18 protein-coding genes are annotated in these 20416 nt (G+C 68.1%); 12 read left to right on the forward strand and 6 right to left on the reverse strand.

From position 1 onward, the window contains the following. The first annotated feature begins 17 nt into the window (after positions 1 to 17). Together ACIA58_RS34535 and ACIA58_RS34540 are read left to right on the forward strand one after the other, a co-directional pair. Complete coding sequence (locus tag ACIA58_RS34535; RefSeq protein ID WP_396408042.1) at positions 18 to 323, forward strand: ArsR/SmtB family transcription factor; 306 nt, start codon at positions 18 to 20, stop codon at positions 321 to 323. A gap of 78 nt (positions 324 to 401) precedes the next feature. Then, positions 402 to 1172 (forward strand): hypothetical protein, encoded by a 771-nt coding sequence (locus ACIA58_RS34540; RefSeq protein WP_396408043.1) that lies wholly within the window; start codon positions 402 to 404, stop codon positions 1170 to 1172. Here ACIA58_RS34540 and ACIA58_RS34545 read toward each other — a convergent pair. The 4 genes from ACIA58_RS34545 to ACIA58_RS34560 all read right to left on the reverse strand — a co-directional run bounded on the left by ACIA58_RS34545 (position 1169) and on the right by ACIA58_RS34560 (position 5698). Then, complete coding sequence (locus tag ACIA58_RS34545) at positions 1169 to 1519, reverse strand: VOC family protein (RefSeq protein ID WP_396408044.1); 351 nt, start codon at positions 1517 to 1519, stop codon at positions 1169 to 1171. The two genes, ACIA58_RS34540 and ACIA58_RS34545, sit on opposite strands and share 4 nt — an antisense overlap. 3 nt (positions 1520 to 1522) lie before the next feature. Next, positions 1523 to 2338, reverse strand: coding sequence for a MerR family transcriptional regulator (locus ACIA58_RS34550; protein ID WP_396408045.1), 816 nt, complete (start codon positions 2336 to 2338; stop codon positions 1523 to 1525). Between the two features lie 130 nt (positions 2339 to 2468). Continuing rightward, positions 2469 to 3839, reverse strand: a complete 1371-nt coding sequence (locus tag ACIA58_RS34555) for a ricin-type beta-trefoil lectin domain protein (protein ID WP_396408046.1) — start codon at positions 3837 to 3839, stop codon at positions 2469 to 2471. Further along, complete coding sequence (locus tag ACIA58_RS34560; protein WP_396408047.1) at positions 3836 to 5698, reverse strand: ricin-type beta-trefoil lectin domain protein; 1863 nt, start codon at positions 5696 to 5698, stop codon at positions 3836 to 3838. The genes ACIA58_RS34555 and ACIA58_RS34560 overlap by 4 nt, the downstream gene beginning before the upstream one ends. Before the next feature lie 233 nt (positions 5699 to 5931). Between ACIA58_RS34560 and ACIA58_RS34565 the strand changes: the two genes are divergently transcribed. Then, entirely contained in the window at positions 5932 to 7158 is a 1227-nt protein-coding gene (locus tag ACIA58_RS34565) for a family 16 glycosylhydrolase (protein ID WP_396408048.1), read from the forward strand. On the opposite strand, the gene ACIA58_RS34570 is transcribed toward ACIA58_RS34565, so the two are convergent. Continuing rightward, positions 7155 to 8333, reverse strand: coding sequence for an ROK family transcriptional regulator (locus ACIA58_RS34570; RefSeq protein ID WP_396408049.1), 1179 nt, complete (start codon positions 8331 to 8333; stop codon positions 7155 to 7157). The two genes, ACIA58_RS34565 and ACIA58_RS34570, sit on opposite strands and share 4 nt — an antisense overlap. Positions 8334 to 8571: 238 nt before the next feature. Between ACIA58_RS34570 and ACIA58_RS34575 the strand changes: the two genes are divergently transcribed. The 7 genes from ACIA58_RS34575 (at position 8572) to ACIA58_RS34605 (ending at position 16981) form a co-directional block, all read left to right on the forward strand. Beyond that, a complete protein-coding gene (locus tag ACIA58_RS34575; RefSeq protein WP_396408050.1) occupies positions 8572 to 9627 on the forward strand; it encodes a LacI family DNA-binding transcriptional regulator in 1056 nt (351 codons plus the stop codon). Between the two features lie 165 nt (positions 9628 to 9792). Next, positions 9793 to 11475, forward strand: a complete 1683-nt coding sequence (locus tag ACIA58_RS34580) for an ABC transporter substrate-binding protein (protein ID WP_396408051.1) — start codon at positions 9793 to 9795, stop codon at positions 11473 to 11475. 88 nt (positions 11476 to 11563) lie between these two features. Then, entirely contained in the window at positions 11564 to 12577 is a 1014-nt protein-coding gene (locus ACIA58_RS34585; protein ID WP_396408052.1) for an ABC transporter ATP-binding protein, read from the forward strand. Next, positions 12574 to 13554, forward strand: coding sequence for an ABC transporter permease (locus ACIA58_RS34590; protein ID WP_396408053.1), 981 nt, complete (start codon positions 12574 to 12576; stop codon positions 13552 to 13554). The genes ACIA58_RS34585 and ACIA58_RS34590 overlap by 4 nt, the downstream gene beginning before the upstream one ends. A 1-nt stretch (position 13555) precedes the next feature. Further along, positions 13556 to 14593, forward strand: a complete 1038-nt coding sequence (locus ACIA58_RS34595; RefSeq protein ID WP_396408054.1) for an ABC transporter permease — start codon at positions 13556 to 13558, stop codon at positions 14591 to 14593. Next, positions 14590 to 15588 (forward strand): ABC transporter ATP-binding protein, encoded by a 999-nt coding sequence (locus ACIA58_RS34600; RefSeq protein WP_396408055.1) that lies wholly within the window; start codon positions 14590 to 14592, stop codon positions 15586 to 15588. The genes ACIA58_RS34595 and ACIA58_RS34600 overlap by 4 nt, the downstream gene beginning before the upstream one ends. A gap of 10 nt (positions 15589 to 15598) precedes the next feature. Then, positions 15599 to 16981, forward strand: coding sequence for a GH1 family beta-glucosidase (locus ACIA58_RS34605; RefSeq protein ID WP_396408056.1), 1383 nt, complete (start codon positions 15599 to 15601; stop codon positions 16979 to 16981). On the opposite strand, the gene ACIA58_RS34610 is transcribed toward ACIA58_RS34605, so the two are convergent. Then, complete coding sequence (locus ACIA58_RS34610; RefSeq protein ID WP_396408057.1) at positions 16947 to 17813, reverse strand: alpha/beta fold hydrolase; 867 nt, start codon at positions 17811 to 17813, stop codon at positions 16947 to 16949. The two genes, ACIA58_RS34605 and ACIA58_RS34610, sit on opposite strands and share 35 nt — an antisense overlap. Positions 17814 to 17904: 91 nt before the next feature. Between ACIA58_RS34610 and ACIA58_RS34615 the strand changes: the two genes are divergently transcribed. Continuing rightward, on the forward strand, positions 17905 to 18693 hold the full coding sequence (locus ACIA58_RS34615; RefSeq protein WP_396408058.1) for a hypothetical protein: 789 nt from the start codon (positions 17905 to 17907) through the stop codon (positions 18691 to 18693). A gap of 58 nt (positions 18694 to 18751) precedes the next feature. Beyond that, the gene (locus ACIA58_RS34620; protein ID WP_396408059.1) at positions 18752 to 20338 is read left to right on the forward strand and encodes a beta-N-acetylhexosaminidase; all 1587 of its coding nucleotides are present in this window, start codon (positions 18752 to 18754) and stop codon (positions 20336 to 20338) included. Positions 20339 to 20416 lie beyond the last annotated feature (78 nt).

Here is a 20416-nt window from a genome sequence, read left to right on the forward strand (position 1 = left end):
CGGGTTATATTCCTGGTATGGCAACTACGTTCGAGGTGCTGGCCGAGCCTCGACGGCGGGAGATCCTCGATCTGTTGCGCGCGGGCGAGCGACCGGTCGGCGAGCTTGTCGACGCGCTGACGCTCAGCCAGCCCGCGGTGTCGAAACACCTGAAGGTACTGCGCGACGCCGGGCTGGTGGAGGTCCGTCACGACGCCCAGCGCCGCTGGTACCGCCTCCGCCCGGCGCCGCTCGCCGAGATCGACGCCTGGCTGGCGCCGTACCGCGACCTGTGGCACGACCGCCTCGACGCCCTCGAGGCGCACCTGGACCAGATGGAATAAGCGACGGCGCCGCCTGACACTTCTCACATTCCTCCGGCCGCCCGGCTGGTGCGAGGGATCCGGTGATTGACTGGCCCGATGGGAAACCCGGGCAGTCCTGACGCCGAGCTCGGCCGGGCGCGCGCCGGCCGCTGGTGGGTCCGCGGACGGCGGGTGGCATCGATCGAGCGGTCCGCGCGATTCATCGACGACGTCGGTTTCGCGCTGCTTTTTCCGGCACCGAGGACCGTCGTACCGTCGCTGTGGGAGGCGGTCGCGGGCGAGGACGAGGAACCGTTCGGCAGCGGCATGGGGACGAACGAGCAGCGTGTCTGGACCTGGAAGGACGAGCTGCCCCGCCGGGGGCTTGCCTGGTACGGCGCGTATCTCGGCGGCCGTGGAACGTTCCTGTCGCCGGAGCTCCTGAACGCGCTGTACCCGGCCGCGGGCGACCCCAGCGACCACCTGACCCTGGACCTGTCGCCGGCCGCTCATGAGATCGCCGATGCCATCGCCGCCGAACCGTTGCCGAGCGCGACCCTGCGATCCCTGATCGGCGATCGTGGCCGCTATCAACGGGCGATCACCGAACTGCAGCGGAACCTGCTGGTGACCACCGCGGGTGTGCACGAGTCCGCATCCGGCTGGCCGGCCGCGCTCATCGCGCTCACCTGCCGGCAGTTCGAGGTCGGCGGATCGGCGGATCATGCGCTCGCGGCCGGGCGGTTCCTGGACACGATGCTCGCGACCACGCCCGGCGAACTCGCCCGCGCCTTCCGGTGGCCGGTGGCGCGGGCGCGAGCCCGCCTGGACGAACTGGTCGGTGCGGACCAGGCGGCCGTTGACGGCAGCCGGTACGTCTGCCGCTAGTGGGCTTCGGCCACGTCGAAGACATTGCCTTCTGGGTCGGCGAGCGTGATCCAGTGCGTGCCGTATTCGTTGTGCTCGTCGACGCGCTTGGCGCCGAGTCCGACCAGTCGGTCGACCTCGGCGGCCCAGTCGGTGGCGGCCAGGTCGACGTGCAGCCGGTTCTTGCCGTTGCGCGGCTCGGGGACCTGCAGGAACATCAGCGTCGGTCCGTCGCCGGCGCGGTTCACGGTCGCGAAGAACTGGTTGCCATCAGCATCGACCTCGGTCGACAGCACGCCGGCCCAGAAGGTCGCCAGTGTTGCCGCATCGGCGCAGTCGAACGCGATGTTCTCGAGAGAAATGGACACGTTTCAGCCTTTCGGTACAGGGATCTGCTGGATCGGCCAGCAGACTTCGGTTCGGTAGTCGGCCGGATCGGGCACGTCGCCCGGGCCGATCGGGTACAGCTCACGGATCGGGCCGGGCGCCACTTCGCAGTACTCCGCGACGTGGCTGCCGAGCGCGCCGTACGTACGGTCGAAGTCGGTCATCGGGCCGGCGTGGACGGCGATCGCGAAGTACCCGCCGGGCAGGTCGACAAGCTCCACCCCGTCGGCCGGTGCCTGGTCGGGCGCGACCGGGAGGAAAGTGACGACCTCCCCCACGTCGTCGGTGAAGAACTCATCGCTGTACGTCGCTCCCGAGGTCGCGCGGATGTCGCCGGCCACCGCGTCGAGCCGACCGAACGCGAACTCGCACCACGGCCCGATCTCGTCGCGCACGACCTGACCGCGGACGCCGTAGGCACGGAACGCCGGGATGAACCGGTACTCCACCTCGAGCACCGGCTGCCCCGGAGTCAGCAGCTCGCGCAGCGAAACCACCACCTCGCGGGTGTGCGCGAGCTCGGTCTCCATCCGCTCGAGATGCGCCCGCAGCCGCTCCTCCCGCGCCGCGCCGTCACCGGCGTCGACCACCGCCTGCACGTCCGCCAACGGCATCCGCAACTCGCGCAGCCGCCGGATCAACTGCGCCGTGTCGACCTGGGCGGTGCTGTACCGCCGGTAGCCGGACGAGGCGTCGACCGAGACGGGCGCGAGCAGGCCGATCTCGTGGTAGTGGTGCAGGCTCTTCACACTCAGATGCGTCAGGCGGGAGAACTCCCCCACCGTCACCGTCGCCCTCATGCGACAAGCTTCCACCCTCCGGTAACCGGAGGGTCAATCCTGGATGTCCAGGCCATCACAATCGTCGGCCCGCGACGAGCACACGCATGCGCGAGCCGTCGCGGGCCGATTGTGGTGGCCTGGCGATCCGCTACCCCAGGTACCGCCCGATCACCTTGGTGAAGTCCCACGGCTGCTGGGAGATGCCGGAGCAGCTGTCGGCGCTGCCGCCGGTGCAGGGGCGGTCGCGGTTGACCGACCAGAAGGTGAAGCGGGCCAGGTGGTGCTGGGACGCGTACGACAGGATCGACTCGAAGTCCGACAGGTTCACACGCTCACCGGCGTTGTCGGTGGTGCCGTTCATCGAAGAGATGCCGATCTTGCGGTAGGCCGCGTCGTCGCTCAGCCCGTACGCCGCCTTCACCTGGTTCTTCAGACCGTCGGCCGCCTGCCGCGTCAGCGTGCCCATGTTCGTGGACCCGCCGCCGAAGTCGAACGGCATGATCACCCAGCCGTCCAGGTTCAGCCCGGACGCCGCGCCGCGGTGGATCAGGTCCTGACCGTCGCCGTCCGGCCCGCTCGTCGTCGTGCCGAAGGTCAGGTACGTCGCGATGCCCGCATTGTTCTGCTCGACGATCTTCAGCGCGTCGATGACCTTCTGCCGGACCGCCGGCTGAGCCATCTCCTGGTCCTCGATGTCGATGTCGATCGCCTTCAGCGACAGCGCGTTGATCACCTTCTGGTACGCCGCCGCCAGCTCACTCGCCGACCCGCAGCTCTGCCCGAGCTTGTTGCCCGACCAGCCGCCGATCGACACCACCACGTCGCCCCCGTTGGAGCGAATCGTGTTGATCGCCTGCTGGTCCACACCGCCGGTCAGCGGCCGGCCGCCGTCCCACTGCGGGTTGCAGTACCCGTTGGACAGGATGAACGCCATCGTGAACCACTTGACCCCGGACGCGTTCATCACGGTCGCCGGGTTCGGCGGGTCACCCCAGCCCTCGTACAGGTACGGCGCGGCGGCCATCGGCGCGCCACCCGCCGGCGGAGGCCCGTCGTCACCGGCCGGGACGTTCCACTTCTGGTTCGCCGCCCCCGTGCAGCTCCACAGCTGCAGCGGCGTACTGTTCGCGGAATTGTTGCCCGTGACATCGAGACACTTGTTCGCCTGCGGGTTCACCAGATCCCGCCCGGCGGTGTACGTCCACTGCTGAGCCGCCGAGCCGTTGCACGTCCACAGCTGCACGCGAGCGCCGTTGGCGACCGAGCCACCCGACACGTCCAGACACTTGCCGAGGGCCCGCAACGTTCCGTCGCTCGAGCGACTCCACTGCTGTGCACCGGATCCGTTGCAGTCGTACAGCTGGACCTGCGTCCCGTCCGCACTGTTCGCGGCCGCGACGTCCGCACACTTCCCGGCCAACCCGGTGATCGTCCCGGTCGCCGCCTGTGCGGGAGTTGCCGTCATCAGCAGACCAGCACCGAGCACGAGAGCCGCGGCACCTGCCGCAACGCGCCTCATGACACGGTCCACTTCTGGTTCGCGGCTCCGGTGCAGGTCCACAGCTGCAGCGGCGTGGCGTTCGCGGAGTTGTTGCCCGTGACATCAAGGCACTTGTTCGCCTGTGGATTCACCAGATCTCTCCCACTCGTGTAGGTCCATTGCTGGGCGGCGCTGCCGTTGCAGGTGTAGAGCTGGACCCGCGCACCATCGGCGACGGAGCCGGCGTTGACGTCGAGACACTTGCCGAGGGCACGGATCGTCCCGTCGCCGGGACGGGACCACTGCTGGGCCGTCGTACCGTTGCAGTCGTACAGCTGGACCGCCGTACCGTCGGCGCTGTTGGCTCCGGCGATGTCCATGCACTTGCCGGCCAATCCGGTGATCTGGCCGCCGCCACCACCGCCGCCGCTCTGCGTGCCGGACCAGGTGAAGGTCGCCGACGTCTTGGTCGGCAGCGTGTACGTGAAGGACTGCGAGCCCCAGTTGACGCGCACCGACTGCGAGCTGCCGGTGGTGTTGTACGCGATCAGCGCCTTCGAACCGTCCGGGTTCTTCCAGGCCACGTTCTTCACCGAGCTGTTCGCGGTCGAGTCGATCCGCAGCGCGCCCGGCTTCACGAACTTGGTCAGGTGGCCCATCGTGTAGTACTCGATCGTCTTGTCCACCTGGCCGGCCCGGCTGCCACCGCGCTGCACCGTCACGAGTCCGGTGCACACGTTGCACCCGGCACCGACGTACGGCAGGTGGTCCTGGTCCAGCGCCAGGCCCCACTTCACCCAGGACTTGTCCCAGTTGCGGGTGTAGTCGACGAGGTTGTTCATGTCCTCGTCCTGCTGGTTGGTGATCCATGTGCCGCCGGAGTGCTCGGTCATGTACGCGTTCACCGACGGGTACTGGTTGTGGATCTGGGTCTGCAGGCTCACGTCACCGCCGTACCCGTGCCAGGCGATACCGCCGAAGTTCGGATCGTTGCGCAGGGCAGCGTCCGCGATCGGGACCGACCCGAGGTCGTTGTAGTTGCCCCAGTTGTAGTCGAGGATCAGGACCTTGGTCGTCAGCCCGGCTGCGTGCAGTGCGGGCATCAGATTGTTCTTGGTGAACTCGAGCAGGCCGGAGCCGTTCCAGTTCATCGACGCGTAGCCGGTGTTGTCGTTGCCGCAACACGTCGGTTCGTTCTGCACCGAGACGTAGTCGATGTGGTTGCCCTGGGCCTCGTTCTGCTGCAGGTACTTGACGAAGTACTGCGCGTACATCGGGTAGTACTGCGCCTTCAGCCAGCCGCGGTGGACGAAGTCGTTGTTGTCCTTCATCCAGGCCGGCGCACTCCACGGCGAACCCATCACCTTGACCGCCGGGTTGAGCTGCCGGGCCTGCTTGGTCAGCGGTACGACGTCCGCCAGGTCGTGCTGGATGCTGAAGTCGTTCAGGTCGCAGCACGTGTCGTCGTAGGAGTAGTTGAACCGGGCCAGGTCGGAGGCGCCCATCGGGTTGCGGACGAAGGCCAGGCCGATCCCGTTCACCGGGTCGAAGAGATCCTTCATCACCTGGTTGCGGGTCGCGGCCGAGATCGTGTTGCTGCTGTTCAGCAGCCAGGCGGAACTGTCGGCGAACGACGCTCCGCCGCCTTCGAACGACTGGTACGTCGTGTTCTCGTTGACCGTGATCGTCTGGTTCGCCGAGCCACCGGCCGGACCGAAGCTGACCGGCGTCTGCTGCTGCAGGCCGCGGGTCACGGTGCGGCCGGCGCTGTCGTTGGTGGTGGTCAGCCAGATGTTGACCTGCTCGCCGGCGGCCTGCGCCGGTGGAGCGGTGCCGATGCCGAGTCCGGCGGCGGCCGCGCACAGCGCGGCGACCACGAGCGGCAGGAAGCGTTTCATGGGGCGGTTCTCCCTTTGTATAAAGGAGTTTGGGGCGGTGAGGTTGCCGGCGTCTGCCCGCGCCGCAACTGGTGGTCAGCAAGAGGTAACCATCCGTGCAAACCACTGTCAACGCCGAAACCGAGACTTTTTTCAGATCTTTTATTTAGTCCCGGGCTTGACGTGGGAGCGTTCTCACGGCACGCTGCCGCCCAATCACGCCCTCATTCAGACGCCCCCGAAATGAGGTAATCATGAAGCGTCCCCGCATGCTCGCGCTTGTCGCGATCGGTGCCGCACTGATCGGCACCGCCCTCCTCCAGCCGTCGGCCACCGCACATCAGCAGGCCGCTGCCGCAACCACGGCGACGGTCTGGGAGGACAACTTCGACGGCCCCTCCGGTCAGGCCCCCGACCCCGCCAAGTGGCGGTACGACACCGGCGGCGGTGGCTGGGGCAACAGCGAACTCGAGTACTACACCAACAGCACCCGGAACTCGGCCCTCGACGGCAACGGCAATCTGGTCATCACGGCCCGCCAGGAGAGCGGCGGTTTCCAGTGCTGGTACGGCCCGTGCCAGTACACGTCGGCCCGCCTGCTCACCGCGCAGACCTTCACCCAGACGTACGGCCGGTTCGAGGCGCGGATCAAGATTCCCCGCGGCCAAGGGCTCTGGCCGGCCTTCTGGATGCTCGGCGGCGGCAACTGGCCGAACGACGGCGAGATCGACATCATGGAGAACATCGGCAAGGAGCCGGCCACCGTACATGGCACGATCCACGGACCGGGCTACTCCGGCGCCGGCGGCATCGGTGCCGCGTACAACCATCCGAACGGCTGGTCGTTCGCCGACGACTTCCACACCTTCACGGTGGACTGGGCGCCGGACTCGATCACCTGGTACGTCGACGGCGTCCAGTACGAGCGCCGCACGCCGGCCGACCTGAACGGCAACACCTGGGTCTTCAACCACCCGTTCTTCATGATCATGAACGTCGCGGTGGGTGGCGGCTGGCCAGGCAACCCCGACGGCTCCACAGTGATGCCGCAGACCATGACCGTCGACTACGTCCGCGTCTCCACCCTCGGCAGCACCGGCGGCAGCGGATCGCAGATCACCGGCCTGGCCGGCAAGTGCCTGGACGTCGCCGGCGCGAACGCCGCGGACGGTACGACGGTCCAGCTCTACGACTGCAACGGCACGAACGCCCAGCAGTGGAGCCGTCCTGGTGACGGGACGATCCGCGCCCTGGGCAAGTGCCTCGATGTCGCGAACGCGGGAGTTGCCGACGGCACCAGAGTGCAGCTCGCGACCTGCAACGGCAACGCGGCCCAGCAATGGACCTACACGAGCGGGCACGACCTGGTGAATCCACACGCCAACAAGTGCCTCGATGTCACCGGCAACAACTCCGCCAACGCAACCCCGACGCAGGTCTGGACCTGCACCGGCGGAGCCAACCAGAAGTGGACCGTCTAGCGAGGTAGCGCGCCACCGTCGCGCAGCAGTCGCACCACGGGTAGGGTCGCGGCGCCGAGAGCTACGGCGTCGCGGCCCAGCTCGCACAACACGATGGACACCTGGGCGTACGGCCGCCGGAGGGCATGCTTGCCCACCTGGACGCGCAGTTCGTCCAGATGTTTCTCGCCGAGCAGCAGACCTGCCCAGCCACCGAGGACGATCCGCTCAGGGTTCACGAGGTTGACCAGGTTCGCGAAGCCGGCCGCGAGGTAACCGATCGTGTCCGCGATGATGGTTGCCGCCGGCTCCGAAGCCGACGAGAGCAGCTCGACGAAGGCCGTCTCCTCGTCACCGTCGACCAGCCCGCCGGCCTCCCGGTACCGGTCCAGCACGCCTTCCGCGCCGACGTACGCCTCGAGGCAGCCCAGCGCGCCGCATCGGCACTGGCGCCCGCCGTACACGATCGTCATGTGGCCCCACTCGCCCGCGCTGCTGCGGGCACCGCGGTAGCTGGATCCACCAGCTACCAGGGCGGAGCCGACACCGGAGCCGACCAGCGCGACGACCGCGTCGGTGGCGCCGCGGCCCGCGCCGAAGTACATCTCTGCCTGGCCGAGCATGTTCGCGCCGTTGTCCACGTGCACCGGAATATCGGTGCCCTCGGCAAGCATCTCGGCGAGTGGAACGGCTTCCCAGCCGAGCGTCTGCGCGTCGACGACCGCGTTGTCCTCGACCACGCCGGCGACCGCCACGCCCAGCCCGAGGACCTGCGTAGGCTGCACGCCCGACGACGCGATCACGCTCGAAAGCCCTTCCAGCACGTGCTTCACGACCTCCTCCGGGGTCGGCGTGCTGATCGGTTGATCGGCCCGGGCGAGCACGTTCATCGCCAGGTCGAACAGCTCGACGCGGACCCGGGTCTCGCCGACCTCGGCGCCCACGACGTACCGGAACGTCGCCGCGACCCGCAGCAGCACCCGCGGCCGGCCGCCCTCGGACTCGACCGAGCCGGCCTCCTCGACCACACCCTCGGCGATCAGTTCGGCGACCAGGTTGCTCACGCTCGCGGCGCTGAGCGACGTCCGGACGGTCAGCTCCTGGCGGCTCAGCGGGCCCTCGCGGTAGATGCTGGTGAGGATCACCGAGCGGTTGGACCGGCGCATGTCACGCACCGTGGTCCGGCGAACTTCCATACCTCGAACCCTCACCATGAAACCTGCGCAGGCCGGCCCCGGGCAGGCCGCTCGCCCCGAGTTCATCATGCCGCCCCACCCGACGGAAGACCTCCCTTCTTCCAGGTCGTGAACTAAGGCCCGATTCGTTACCACCCTGTGATTGACGGCCGCTTGCTCTCTCGGCTTTGATCTACGGAACCGCTTCCGAAACCGGTTCCGTCCCGCCAGCCCCGACCGCCCGAGGGGAGAGTCAAGCGTGTCCATCACCATCGCCGATGTCGCCGCCCGCGCCGGGGTCAGCAAGACGACCGTGTCGCGCGTCCTCAACGGCAAGGGCGAGCTGGACCTGCGGACCGCCGAGCGGGTCCGGCAGGTGATCGACGAGCTCGGGTACGTGCCGAGCGCCCGCGCGGTCGGCCTGGCCCGCGGCCGGACCCGGATCGTTGGGATGCTGGTCCCGTCGCTCACCTGGCCCTGGATGGGCGAGGTGCTGCAGGGCGCGGTCGACGTGGTCGAGAGCGAGGGGTACGGCCTGCTGCTGTTCACCTTCAACCGGGGTGCGGAATCGATGCAGCAGTTCGCCTCCCAGGTCTCGTCGCAGTCGTTCGACGGCCTGCTGGTGATCGAGCCCGAAGGCACGCTCACCTTCATCGAGCAACTCCACGCGCGTGGTCTGCCGGTGGTCCTGATCGACGACCGCGACAAGCGCCCGCAGTTCCCGTCCGTCGCCACCACGAACTACGCCGGCGGCGAGTCCGCCGCCCGGCACCTGCTGGAGCTCGGTCGCCGCCGGCCACTGGTGATCACCGGTGTCGAGCGCTTCGGCTGTACCCACGAACGCCTGGACGGCTTCCGCGACACCTACGCGGCCGCCGGCATCGAGCTCGACCCGAGACTCGTGTTCGAAGGCGACTTCACCCACGAGAGCGGACGCCGCGGCGTCCAGCACGCACTCGACGAGCGACTCGACTTCGACGCGGTCTTCGCCCACAACGACCTGTCCGCGGGAGGCGCCATCCAGGCCGTCCGGGAGACCGGGCGGAACGTGCCGAACGACGTGTCGGTGGTCGGGTTCGACGACATCCCGTACGCCGAACACACCGAGCCACCCCTGACCACGGTGCATCAGCCGATGCGCCAGATGGGCCAGGCCGCCGCCCGGATGCTGATGGGCTACTTCGGCGGCACCCCGCTGCCGGACCAACCCCAAGTGCTGCCGACGACGCTGATCGTCCGCAGTTCAACCGCCCCGCGGCATCGATCATTGGCAACTTCAAGGACCAGACCCGCCCCGAAACACCGGTCCCACTAAGGCTCCGGCGGCGGGGCAGCTGCCCCTGTTCCGCCGCCGGCGCACTCCCCCGATATCTATCCGTTAAGGCGTCCGCTCTTCCCATGAGAGCGTTCTCACGCCACGATGCACCTGCTCACGCGGCTCAGGCGTGAGCATCCGCCAACAGATACACAGGAGGAACCGATGCGAGCACGACGTACCGTCGCGCTGGCCCTCACGGGCTTGCTCGCGGCAGCCACCCTGGCTGCCTGCAGTAACGGGGACGGGAAGACCGCCAACAGCGGGTCGAGCAGCGGGGCGACCGTTCTGAACATCGGCATGCCGAACGGGCCGCAGACCGAGAACCACAACCCGTTCCTCGGCTCCTCCTCGGGCGCCTCACTCGGCTACCGGTGGATGATCTTCGAGCCGCTGGTGATGATCAACGGGATCAAGCCGACCGAGCCGGGCAAGCCCTGGCTGGCGACCGAGTGGAAGTGGGACGCCAACTACACCAAGCTCTCGCTGACCATCCGCGACGGCGTGAAGTTCTCCGACGGCCAGCCGATGACCGCCGACGACGTCGCGTACTCGTTCCAGCTCCGCAAGGACAACGAGGGGCTGAACCAGGACGCGATCCCGTACGGCACGATCACGGCGTCCGGCAACAAGGTGGACCTGACCTTCACCCGGTCCCAGTTCACCAACCAGAACAAGATCCTGACCGTGTTCGTGGTCCCGAAGCACCAGTGGTCGACGATCAAGGACCCGAGCCAGGACACGCTGAAGAACCCGATCGGCACCGGCCCGTACACGGTCAAGTCGTTCACCCCGCAGACCACCACGCTGACGCTGCGGGACTCGTACTGGCAGGACCTGCCGAAGGTCAAGGAACTGCGGTACACGTCGTACAACGACAACAACGCGCAGACCACCGCGCTGGCCAACGGCGCCTCGGAGTGGAGCTTCGTCTTCGTCCCGAACGTGAAGGCCGTCTACCAGGACAAGGACCCGAAGAACCACAAGCTGTGGTTCCCGGCGAACCTCGGCATCCACGGTCTGTGGATCAACACCACCAAGAAGCCGTTCGACAACCCGGCCCTGCGGCGCGCGATGAACCTGGTGATCAACCGCGACGACATCTTCCAGCAGGGTGAAGCCGGGTACTTCTACCCGAAGGTCGAGTCCGTCACCGGGATCCCGACCCCGGCCGGCGACTCGTTCATCGCGCCGGAGTACAAGGACAAGAAGCACGCGGTCGACCTCGACGGCGCCAAGAAGGAGCTCAGCGACGCCGGCTTCAAGCTCGAGGGCGACGTGCTGAAGGATCCGACCGGGAAGCCGGTGACGATCACGCTGACCGACCCGGCCGGCTGGTCGGACTACCAGACCGACCTGGAGATCATCAAGGACAACCTGTCCACGATCGGGATCAAGGCGACCATCGACAAGGCCAACCAGGACGCCTGGTTCAAGAACATCGACGAGGGCAACTTCGACGCCGCGATGCACTGGACCAACGGCGGCGCGACGCCGTTCGACATCTACCAGAACATCATGGACGGCAAGATCCTGAAGCCGGTCGGCAAGGGCGGCGTGAGCGGCAACTACGGCCGGTTCAACAGCCCGGAGGCGACCAAGGCGCTGGACCAGTACGCCAACGCCGCGGACGACGCGACGCGTTCGGCCGCGCTGAACACGCTGCAGAAGATCATGGTCGAGCAGATGCCGATCATCCCCACCTCGGCGTCCAACGTCGGCGGTCTCTACAGCACGAAGAACTGGGTCGGCTGGCCCGACGAGCAGAACCAGTACGGGCCGGCGCAGCCGACCCAGCAGAACGCTCTGCAGATCATCCTCAACCTGAAGCCCGCCGGCAGCCAGTGACTCAGGGACCGCGGCGCCGGCTCCGGCCGGCGCCGCGGTCGCCATCACCCCACATCCGGCGAGCGGAGCGAGCCGTGATTGGAGCCTTATGACGGTCACCGAGACCGAGGTTGTTCTGGAGGCCGAGGGCCTCACCAAGCATTTCCCGGTACGACGCGGCGTCCGCGACCTGCTGTCCCGCGAGCACAAGGTCGTGCACGCGGTCGACGACATCAAGCTCACGCTCCGCCGGGGCCGGGTCACCGCACTGGTCGGCGAGTCCGGATCGGGCAAGTCGACCGTGGCGCGGCTGATGGCCCAGCTGTACGGGCGCACCGCCGGCGACATCCGGCTGCACGGCGAGACGGTGACGGTACGCGGCGGCCGCAAGTTCCGCGCGTACGCACGCCGCGTGCAGATGATCTTCCAGGACCCCTTCGCGTCGCTGAACCCGACGCACACCGTGCGCTACCACCTGACGCGCTCGCTGAAGATCCACGGCCGGGCCGGCGATCTGGAGCAGAACCTTCGCGACCTCCTGGCGAAGGTTCAGCTCATGCCGCCGGAGCGGTACCTCGACAAGTTCCCGCACGAGCTGTCCGGCGGCCAGCGGCAGCGCGTCTCGATCGCGCGCGCACTCGGCGCCGACCCCGAGGCGCTCCTGGCCGACGAGCCTGTGTCGATGCTCGACGTGTCGATCCGCCTCGGCGTACTGAACCTCCTGCGTGACCTGAAGGAACGGCTCAACCTCGCCATCCTCTACATCACCCACGACATCGCTTCGGCCCGGTACTTCGCCGACGAGACCCTGGTGATGTACGCCGGTCGCCTGGTCGAGGGCGGCGATTCGGAGACCGTCACGCAGAACCCCGCGCACCCGTACACGCAACTGCTGATCGACAGCGCGCCCGATCCCGACCGGCTCGGCGAGCTCAGCACGCCCGAGGACCAGGCCGGTGGCGAACCGCCCAGCCTGATCGCGCCACCGACCGGCTGCCGCTTCCATCCGCGCTGCGTGCACGCGATGCCGAAGTGCTCGACCGAGCTGCCGCCCCGCTTCGAGCTACCCGCTGACGGCCACTGGGCAGCCTGCTGGCTGTACGAGGAAGGGGCGGCGAAGTGAAGTTCCTCCTGCAACGGCTGGCGTTCTACATCTTCACCGCGTGGGCGGCGCTGACGATCAACTTCTTCATCCCGCGCCTGATCCCGGGCGACCCGGTGACCTCGCTGATCAACAAGTTCCAGGGCCAGATGAGCACCGAGGCGATCAACTCGCTGTACGTGCTCTTCGGCCTGGACAAGAACGCCTCGATCTGGAGTCAGTACGTCGACTACTGGGGCCAGGTGTTCCACGGCGATCTCGGGCTGTCGTTCACGTTCTTCCCGACCCCGGTGTCGGAGATCCTCAAGCAGAGCTTGCCGTGGACGATCGCGCTCGTCGGCATCACCACGCTCGCCAGCTTCCTGATCGGCACCTCGCTCGGCGTGATCGCGGGCTGGCGGCGCGGCTCGATCATGGACGGGCTGTTGCCAGTGACAACATTCCTGTCGTCGATCCCGTACTTCTGGCTCGGCCTGCTCGCGATCACGCTGCTGGCCGGCGCGGGCAGCTTCTTCCCGTCGTCCGGCGGGTACGAGCCCGGCCTGGTACCGAGCTGGAACGGGACGTTCATCGGCAGCGCGATCCAGCACAGCCTGCTGCCGGCGATCACGATCCTGATCTCGTCGGTCAGCGGCTGGATCCTGACGATGCGGAACATGATGGTGACGGTGGCGTCGGAGGACTACATCACCGTCGCGCACGCCAAAGGCCTGTCCGAGCGCCGGGTGATGGTCAGCTACGCGGCCCGCAACGCCCTGCTGCCCAACGTCTCCGGCTTCGCTCTGTCGCTCGGCTTCATCGTCGGCGGCACGCTGCTGGTGGAGATCGTCTTCTCCTACCCGGGCATCGGCTACAACCTGTTCCAGGCCGTCGGCGCCAAGGACTATCCGCTGATGCAGGGCGTCTTCCTCGTCATCACGCTGTCCGTACTCGTGGCCAACCTGCTGGCCGACGTCGCGTACCTGCTCCTCGACCCGCGCACCCGCAAGGAGGGCTGACGTGTCCGCACCCACCAGCACCATCACCGCGGTCACACCGGAGGGGCCGGAGGTTCCTAGCAACCCAGGGGCCCCGGCCAAGCGCCGCCGGCTGCGGTTCGTCGCGAACCCGAAGGCGGCCACGGGCCTGGTCGTGCTCGCGTTCTTCTGCCTGATCGCGATCATCGGCCCGTGGATCGCGCCGTTCGACCCGTCGGCCCGCAGCAGCGACCTGATCCAGCCGCCGTCCGGCAAACACTGGTTCGGCACGACGCACCTCGGCCAGGACATCATCAGCCAGGTGCTCGTCGGCACCCGCGGGGTGATGTTCGTCGGCCTGCTGGCCGGCCTGGTCGCGACCGCGTTGTCGATCCTGATCGGCGTCAGCGCCGGCTTCCTCGGCGGCGCCGCGGACGACGGCCTGTCCGCGTTGTCGAACGTCTTCCTGGTGATCCCGGCGCTGCCACTCATCATCATCGTCGCCTCGACCATCCCGTCGGCCGGCGACCTGATGGTTGCCTTGGTCATCGGTTTCACCTCGTGGGCGTGGGGAGCCCGGGTACTGCGGGCGCAGACGTTGTCGCTGCGACGGCGGGACTACGTCGAGGCCGCGCGGGCGACCGGCGAGAGCACCTGGCGGCTCATCACCTTCGAGATCATGCCGAACCTGACCGCGATCATCGCGTCCGGTTTCGTCGGCACGGTGATCTTCGCGGTGATGTCCGAGATCACGCTGGCCTTCATCGGCATCTCGACGATCTCCGAGTGGAACTGGGGCACGATCCTGTTCTGGGCGCAATCGCAGCAGGCACTGGCCCAGGGCGCCTGGTGGTGGTTCGTCCCGGCCGGTCTGGCGATCGCCGTCCTCGGCACGGCGCTGTCGCTGATCAACTTCGGCATCGACGAGTTCGTCAGCCCGCGGTTGCGGTCGAGCGGCCACACCCGGGTCAAGACCAAGGACGGGCATTCGGTCCGGATGCGGGTCGGGTTCACGCCGGTCCTGTCATCCTCGCGCGAGCCGGTGACGCCCGTCGTACGGCGTAAGGAGAATGCCGCGTGAAGACGCCGGTACTGGAGATCAAGAACTTCCACGTCGACTACGGCCTCGGCTCCGAAGCGGTCCAGGCTGTCCGCGACGTCACGCTGACGCTGCACCGCGGCGAAGTACTCGGCCTGGCCGGCGAGAGCGGTAGCGGTAAGTCGACTTTGGCGTACGGCGTGACGCGGCTGCTGCCGCCACCCGGGGTGATCAGCGGCGGCTCGGTGATCTACCACCCGCCGACGGGTGACCCGTACGACGTGATGGCGCTGACCGACCCGGAGTTGCGGGCCTTCCGTTGGGCCGAGACGTCGATCGTGTTCCAGGGCGCGATGAACTCGCTCAACCCGGTGCACAAGATCTCCACCCAGATGATCGACGTGGTCAAGGCCCACGAGCCGCAACTCTCGGCCGCTGCCCGGATCGCCCGGGCGCAGGACATGCTGAAGCTGGTCGGGATCTCGGCGGACCGGATGGACGCGTACCCGCATCAGCTGTCCGGAGGGATGCGGCAGCGGGTGATGATCGGGATGGCGCTCGTACTCGAACCGCAGGTCGTGATCATGGACGAGCCGACGACCGCGCTCGACGTCGTGATGCAGCGGCAGATCCTCGCGCAGTTGGTGGAGCTGCGGGAACGGCTCGGGTTCTCGGTGCTGTTCATCACCCACGACTTGTCGCTGCTGGTGGAGTTCTCGGACCGGATCGCGATCATGTACGGCGGCCGCATCGTCGAAGAAGCTCGCTCGGCCGATCTGTACAAGGACTCGCTGCACCCCTACAGCGAAGGCCTGCTGAAATCCTTCCCCGCCCTCCGAGGCGAACGGCGCGAGCTTGCCGGCATACCTGGGTCGCCACCCGATCTGCGCGGGATGCCCTCCGGTTGCTCGTTCCATCCGCGCTGCCCGCAGGCCTTCGACCGCTGCTCCGCGGACATTCCCGTTCTGGAGATCCCGGCGGCACGCAACGACCCCACCCGTTCCGTCGCATGCTGGCTTCCCGGCCGCACGGCTTAGAAAGGCGAACATGAGCAAGGATTCTGAGCTGGTCGCGGGACTGCCCGAAGGATTCCGTTGGGGGGTCGCGACCTCGGCGTACCAGATCGAGGGCGCGATCTCCGCCGACGGCCGGACGCCGTCGATCTGGGACACCTACTGCCGCGTGCCGGGAGCGATCGACAACGGCGACACCGGCGACGTTGCCTGCGACCACTATCACCGGATGCCCGCCGATGTTGCCCTGATCAAGGACCTCGGGCTGGACACGTACCGGTTCTCGGTGGCGTGGCCGCGGGTCCAGCCGCGCGGCAAGGGCCCGGTCAACCCGGCCGGGATCGGCTTCTACGACCGGCTCGTCGACGAGCTGCTTGCCCAGGGCATCGACCCGTGGGTGACGCTGTACCACTGGGATCTACCGCAGGAGCTCGAGGACGCGGGCGGCTGGCCGGTGCGCGACACGGCGTACCGGTTCGCGGAGTACTCGATGCTGGTGTTCGACGCGTTGAAGGACCGGGTCGACACCTGGACCACGCTGAACGAGCCGTGGTGCTCGGCGATGCTCGGGTACGCGTACGGCGCGCATGCTCCGGGGCGGCGCGAGTACCCGGCCGCGATCGCCGCCGTACATCATCTGCTGCTGGGGCACGGGCTCGCGACGTCCCAGATGCGGTCGGCGGCGCCGCGCCCGTTGGACATCGGCATCACGCTGAACGTGGCGACGGCGTACCCGGCCTCGGATGCGGAGCCGGACGTCGACGCGGCACGGCGGGCGGACGGGATGGGGCGGCGGATCTACCTCGATCCGCTGGTGCACGGCCGCTACCCGGAGGATGTCGTCGCCGATCTGGCGCGTGAGGGGGTGACTCTGCCTGTTGCCGACGGCGACCTGGAGATCATCTCCGCTCCGATCGATGTGCTCGGGGTGAACTACTACTTCAGCCAGAAGTTCACCGGGTACGCCGAGGACGGCAGCACCGTCGGCGCCGACGGTCTCCCGGTGAGCCGCGACGTACCGCTCGGCAAGTCGCGCACCGCGATGGACTGGGAGATCGTCCCGGAGGGCTTCACCGATCTGCTGGTGAGCATCGCCCGCGACTACCCGGGCCTCCCGATGGTCATCACCGAGAACGGCTCCGCCTTCCAGGACGTGCCCGACTCCGAGGGTTACGTGAACGACACCGACCGTACGGCGTACTTCACGTCCCACCTCACCGCCGTGGCCGACGCCATCGCCCGGGGCGCCGACATCCGCGGCTACCTGGCCTGGTCCCTGATGGACAACTTCGAATGGGCCTACGGCTACGTCAAGCGCTTCGGCATCGTCCGCGTCGACTACGAAACCCAGAAGCGCACCCCGAAGGCCAGCGCCCACTACCTCAAAGACCTGGCAGCGCAGTACCGAGGGCGCTGAGCATCTCGTCCCAGTGGCCGAAGATCGTGCTGCCGTGGCCCTCTCCCGGGCGGACGGTCAGCTCGGCGTGAGGGATGCGATCGGCGAACCACCGGGCGTGTGACGCCGGCACCATCCGGTCGGATTCGCCGTACCACAGCCAGGTCGGGACGGTGAGGTGCGTGGGATCGATGTCCCACGCACCTCCCCAGGCCACGTTGTCCCGCGCATACCCGTCGTACGACGCCAGCGCCTCCCGCGCGTCGGCCGCCCACACCGTCCGCGCCTCGGCGTCCAGCCACGCGAGGTCCTCCCCCGGCGCCCCCTCGAAGAACGCGTCGACCATCGCCGCGTCGTCGAGGCCCAACAGCCTGTCGAAGGCCTGCGCCCCCTGCTGCCGGAAGCCGTCCAGCGCGCCGGCGACATCACCCGCATCCGCCAACGCCAGCAGCGGCAGATCCGGATCAGCCGGATCCGGTGGCTCGATCAACCGCCAGGGCCCCACCCCACCCGCGAGCCCGACCGCCTTCACCCGCTCCGGATCAGCCGCCCCGGTGGCGATCGCGTACGGCCCACCACCCGACGCCCCGAGTACGGCGAACTCGCCGACCCCGAGCCCATCGGCGACCCGCACGGTGTCCCGGGCAACCGACGCCAAACCCGGAGCGGTGACAGTCGACCCGCCGTACCCGGGCCGACTGAACGAAATCAACCGAACCCCACACCGTTGTGCGGCCGCATCCCCCAGCGCCGCCTGCAGCCGCCCGGACGGCGTCCCGTGCTGGAAGATCACCGGCCGGCCCGTCGGGGCCCCACCTTCCCAGGTCTCGACGACCCGCTGATCCGGAAACACAATGCGTGCTGATCTAGGCAAAACAATCACTCACCGTTACCGTGATAGCGGATCCCGAGGGGGGCTCGGGGACCGGGGGGAAGGAACAATCATGTCTCAGCAGTATCCGCACGACCCGAATCAGCCGTACCAGCACAATCCGAACCAGCCGTTCCGGCCGTATCCGCCGCCGCAGCAGGCACCGCAGCAGGCACCGCCGGCACCCCAGCCGCCGGCGCCGCGGAAGAAGCCGGTGTCGCGCAGCGCGAAGATCGGATGGGCGGCGTTGTCCGGCCTGGTTCTGTTCGCGCTCGGCGCTGCGGCCGGTAACGCGGGGGCCGGCAGGCAGTCGACGGCATCCACAGCCGCGGGTCTGCCCGTGCCGACGGCGACCGTGACGGTTCCGGGTGAGGCGGTCGGGGTCACGGCGCCACCCACGACGGTCACCGTGACGGCCCCGCCGCCGAAACCGGCAGCCAAACCGACCGCCGACTCCAGCCCGAAGCCGACCGCCGCGCCGAAGACGAGCTCGAAGACGACCTTCAAGAAACTGACCGCACGCCAGTGGGCCAAGATCGCCAAGAGCCCCGACGATCACATCGGGGAGTCGTACGTCGTCTACGGACGCGTCACCCAGTTCGACGCCGCGACCGGTGAGGACGCGTTCCGCGCCGACGTCGACGGTGTGAAGCACAAAGTGTCGTACGGCTTCGTCGACTACCCGACCAACACCGTGCTGACGAACCTCTCCGCCGATGTGTCCGACGTCGTCGAGGACGACCTGTTCCAGGCCAACGTGCAGATCCTCGGCTCGCTGTCCTACGACACCCAGATCGGCGGCGAGACGACGGTCCCGAACCTGTCCGTCATCTCCCTCAAGGTCACCGGCAGCGTCAAGTAGCCGTCTAGCCGATCGAGAGTGGTACCGCCGGACGCATGTCTTGCCGCAGACTCTTCGCATGAGCCTTCCTGTGATCCCTGCACCCGCTCACTTCACCCTCAGCGATGAGACCTTCATTCTCACCTCCTCGACAGGAGTCGCCGTCGAATCACCCGAGTTGGCGAGGCTCGCTGCTCGGTTCGCCGCGGACGTAGAGCTTGACTGCGGTCTCGCCCTGACGGGCAATGCCGGCATCACGCTGGCGGTTGAGCCCGTCGACGACCTGCCGGCGGCGGCTGGGCTGCGTGCCGATGGTGATCCTGTCGACGAGCGGTACGGGCTAGAGGTTGCCGCCGACGGGATTCGGGTGTGGGGCGCGACGGTGGAGGCGGTCTACCGGGGGCTTACGTCCCTGCGTCAGCTGATCTCCGCGTATCTGCAGGATGGCGTTGCCGTGCTGCCTGCTGTCCGGATTGTCGACGGGCCGCGGTTTGCTTGGCGTGGGTTGTCGCTTGATGTGGTGCGGACGTTTCACGGGCCGGGCGAAGTACGGCGGATCATCAACATGTTGTCGCTGTACAAGCTCAACGTCCTGCACCTGCATCTGACGGACGATCAGGGGTGGCGGGTCGAAGTGCCGTCGCGGCCGTTGCTGACCGAGGTGGGTGCGGCCGGGGCGATCGGCGATCGGCCGGGTGGTTACTACAGTCAGGCGGAGCTCGCCGAGCTCGTCGCGTACGCCGCTGAGCGGTACGTGACCGTCGTACCCGAGATCGACATGCCGGGGCACACATCGGCGGTGTTCACGGCGTACCCGCCGCTGGGGCCGGACGAGGCCCGCAGCGTTGACCTTGGGAACGGCGAGAGCATCCAGCTCAACACGCTCGATCCCGGCCGGGACGAGACGTGGGCGTTCGTCGGCGACGTGCTGGATGGCGTCATCCCGCAGTTCCCGCAGAGCGCGTACGTGCACATCGGCGGTGACGAGACGTGGGGCATGGCCGACGAGGACCACGCGGCGTTCGTCGAGAGGGCGGCCGCGCTCGTCCGTGCGCGCGGGAAGAAGGTCGTCGGCTGGCAGGAGATCGCCCGTGCCGACCTCGAGCCGGAGGACGTCGCGCAGTACTGGCTGGACCTCGACGTCGACTCCATGGTGCAGAACCCGGACCTGCCGACGCCGCCCGAGGAGCTGCTGCCGATCCTGGTCGAGGGTCTGCGCAAGGCGAAGTACGACGCCCCGAAGGCGCTCGAGCAGGGCGCCAAGCTGATCGTCTCCCCGGTCACCTGGCTGTACTTCGACCGCCCGCACGCCGACGCGTCATCGGATCCTGACCAGGAGGAGGCGCGCAAGCATCTCGGCATGGAGTTCTACGGCGCCGCCTCGATCGAGCACGGCGTCACCTGGGACCCGGTCGACAGTCTGCCCGGCGTCGACTCCGCCGACCAGGTGGCCGGCGTCGAGGCCGCGATCTGGTGCGAGTCGATCGTCACCGCCGCAGACCTCGAGCTCATGCTCCTCCCCCGCCTCCCCGGCGCCGCCGAGAAGGCCTGGGCCCGGCCGGGGACCGACTGGCCCGAGTACGCCAGCCGCCTCGGCCGGCAGTCCGCGAGCTGGCGCCGCCGCAACTGGACCTGGCTCCAGTCCGTCGAGGTCGACTGGGCCTAGCTTCCCGCGCACCCGCACCACTCACCAACCGGCCCGGCGGCCCGTCGCCGACTCGGCGCCGGGCGTGCCTAGGCGGTG

Source organism: Kribbella sp. NPDC051586, assembly GCF_044453965.1.
Classification (GTDB): Bacteria; Actinomycetota; Actinomycetes; order Propionibacteriales; family Kribbellaceae; genus Kribbella.

Excerpts from the sequence above, each read along its gene's own strand:
- ACIA58_RS34535 (WP_396408042.1), top strand. The coding sequence starts at position 18 with ATGGCAACTACGTTCGAGGTGCTGGCCGAGCCTCGACGGCGGGAGATC.
- ACIA58_RS34540 (WP_396408043.1), top strand. The coding sequence starts at position 402 with ATGGGAAACCCGGGCAGTCCTGACGCCGAGCTCGGCCGGGCGCGCGCC.
- ACIA58_RS34550 (WP_396408045.1), bottom strand. The coding sequence starts at position 2,338 with ATGAGGGCGACGGTGACGGTGGGGGAGTTCTCCCGCCTGACGCATCTG.
- ACIA58_RS34555 (WP_396408046.1), bottom strand. The coding sequence starts at position 3,839 with ATGAGGCGCGTTGCGGCAGGTGCCGCGGCTCTCGTGCTCGGTGCTGGT.
- ACIA58_RS34560 (WP_396408047.1), bottom strand. The coding sequence starts at position 5,698 with ATGAAACGCTTCCTGCCGCTCGTGGTCGCCGCGCTGTGCGCGGCCGCC.
- ACIA58_RS34565 (WP_396408048.1), top strand. The coding sequence starts at position 5,932 with ATGAAGCGTCCCCGCATGCTCGCGCTTGTCGCGATCGGTGCCGCACTG.
- ACIA58_RS34570 (WP_396408049.1), bottom strand. The coding sequence starts at position 8,333 with ATGGAAGTTCGCCGGACCACGGTGCGTGACATGCGCCGGTCCAACCGC.
- ACIA58_RS34580 (WP_396408051.1), top strand. The coding sequence starts at position 9,793 with ATGCGAGCACGACGTACCGTCGCGCTGGCCCTCACGGGCTTGCTCGCG.
- ACIA58_RS34585 (WP_396408052.1), top strand. The coding sequence starts at position 11,564 with ATGACGGTCACCGAGACCGAGGTTGTTCTGGAGGCCGAGGGCCTCACC.
- ACIA58_RS34605 (WP_396408056.1), top strand. The coding sequence starts at position 15,599 with ATGAGCAAGGATTCTGAGCTGGTCGCGGGACTGCCCGAAGGATTCCGT.
- ACIA58_RS34615 (WP_396408058.1), top strand. The coding sequence starts at position 17,905 with ATGTCTCAGCAGTATCCGCACGACCCGAATCAGCCGTACCAGCACAAT.
- ACIA58_RS34620 (WP_396408059.1), top strand. The coding sequence starts at position 18,752 with ATGAGCCTTCCTGTGATCCCTGCACCCGCTCACTTCACCCTCAGCGAT.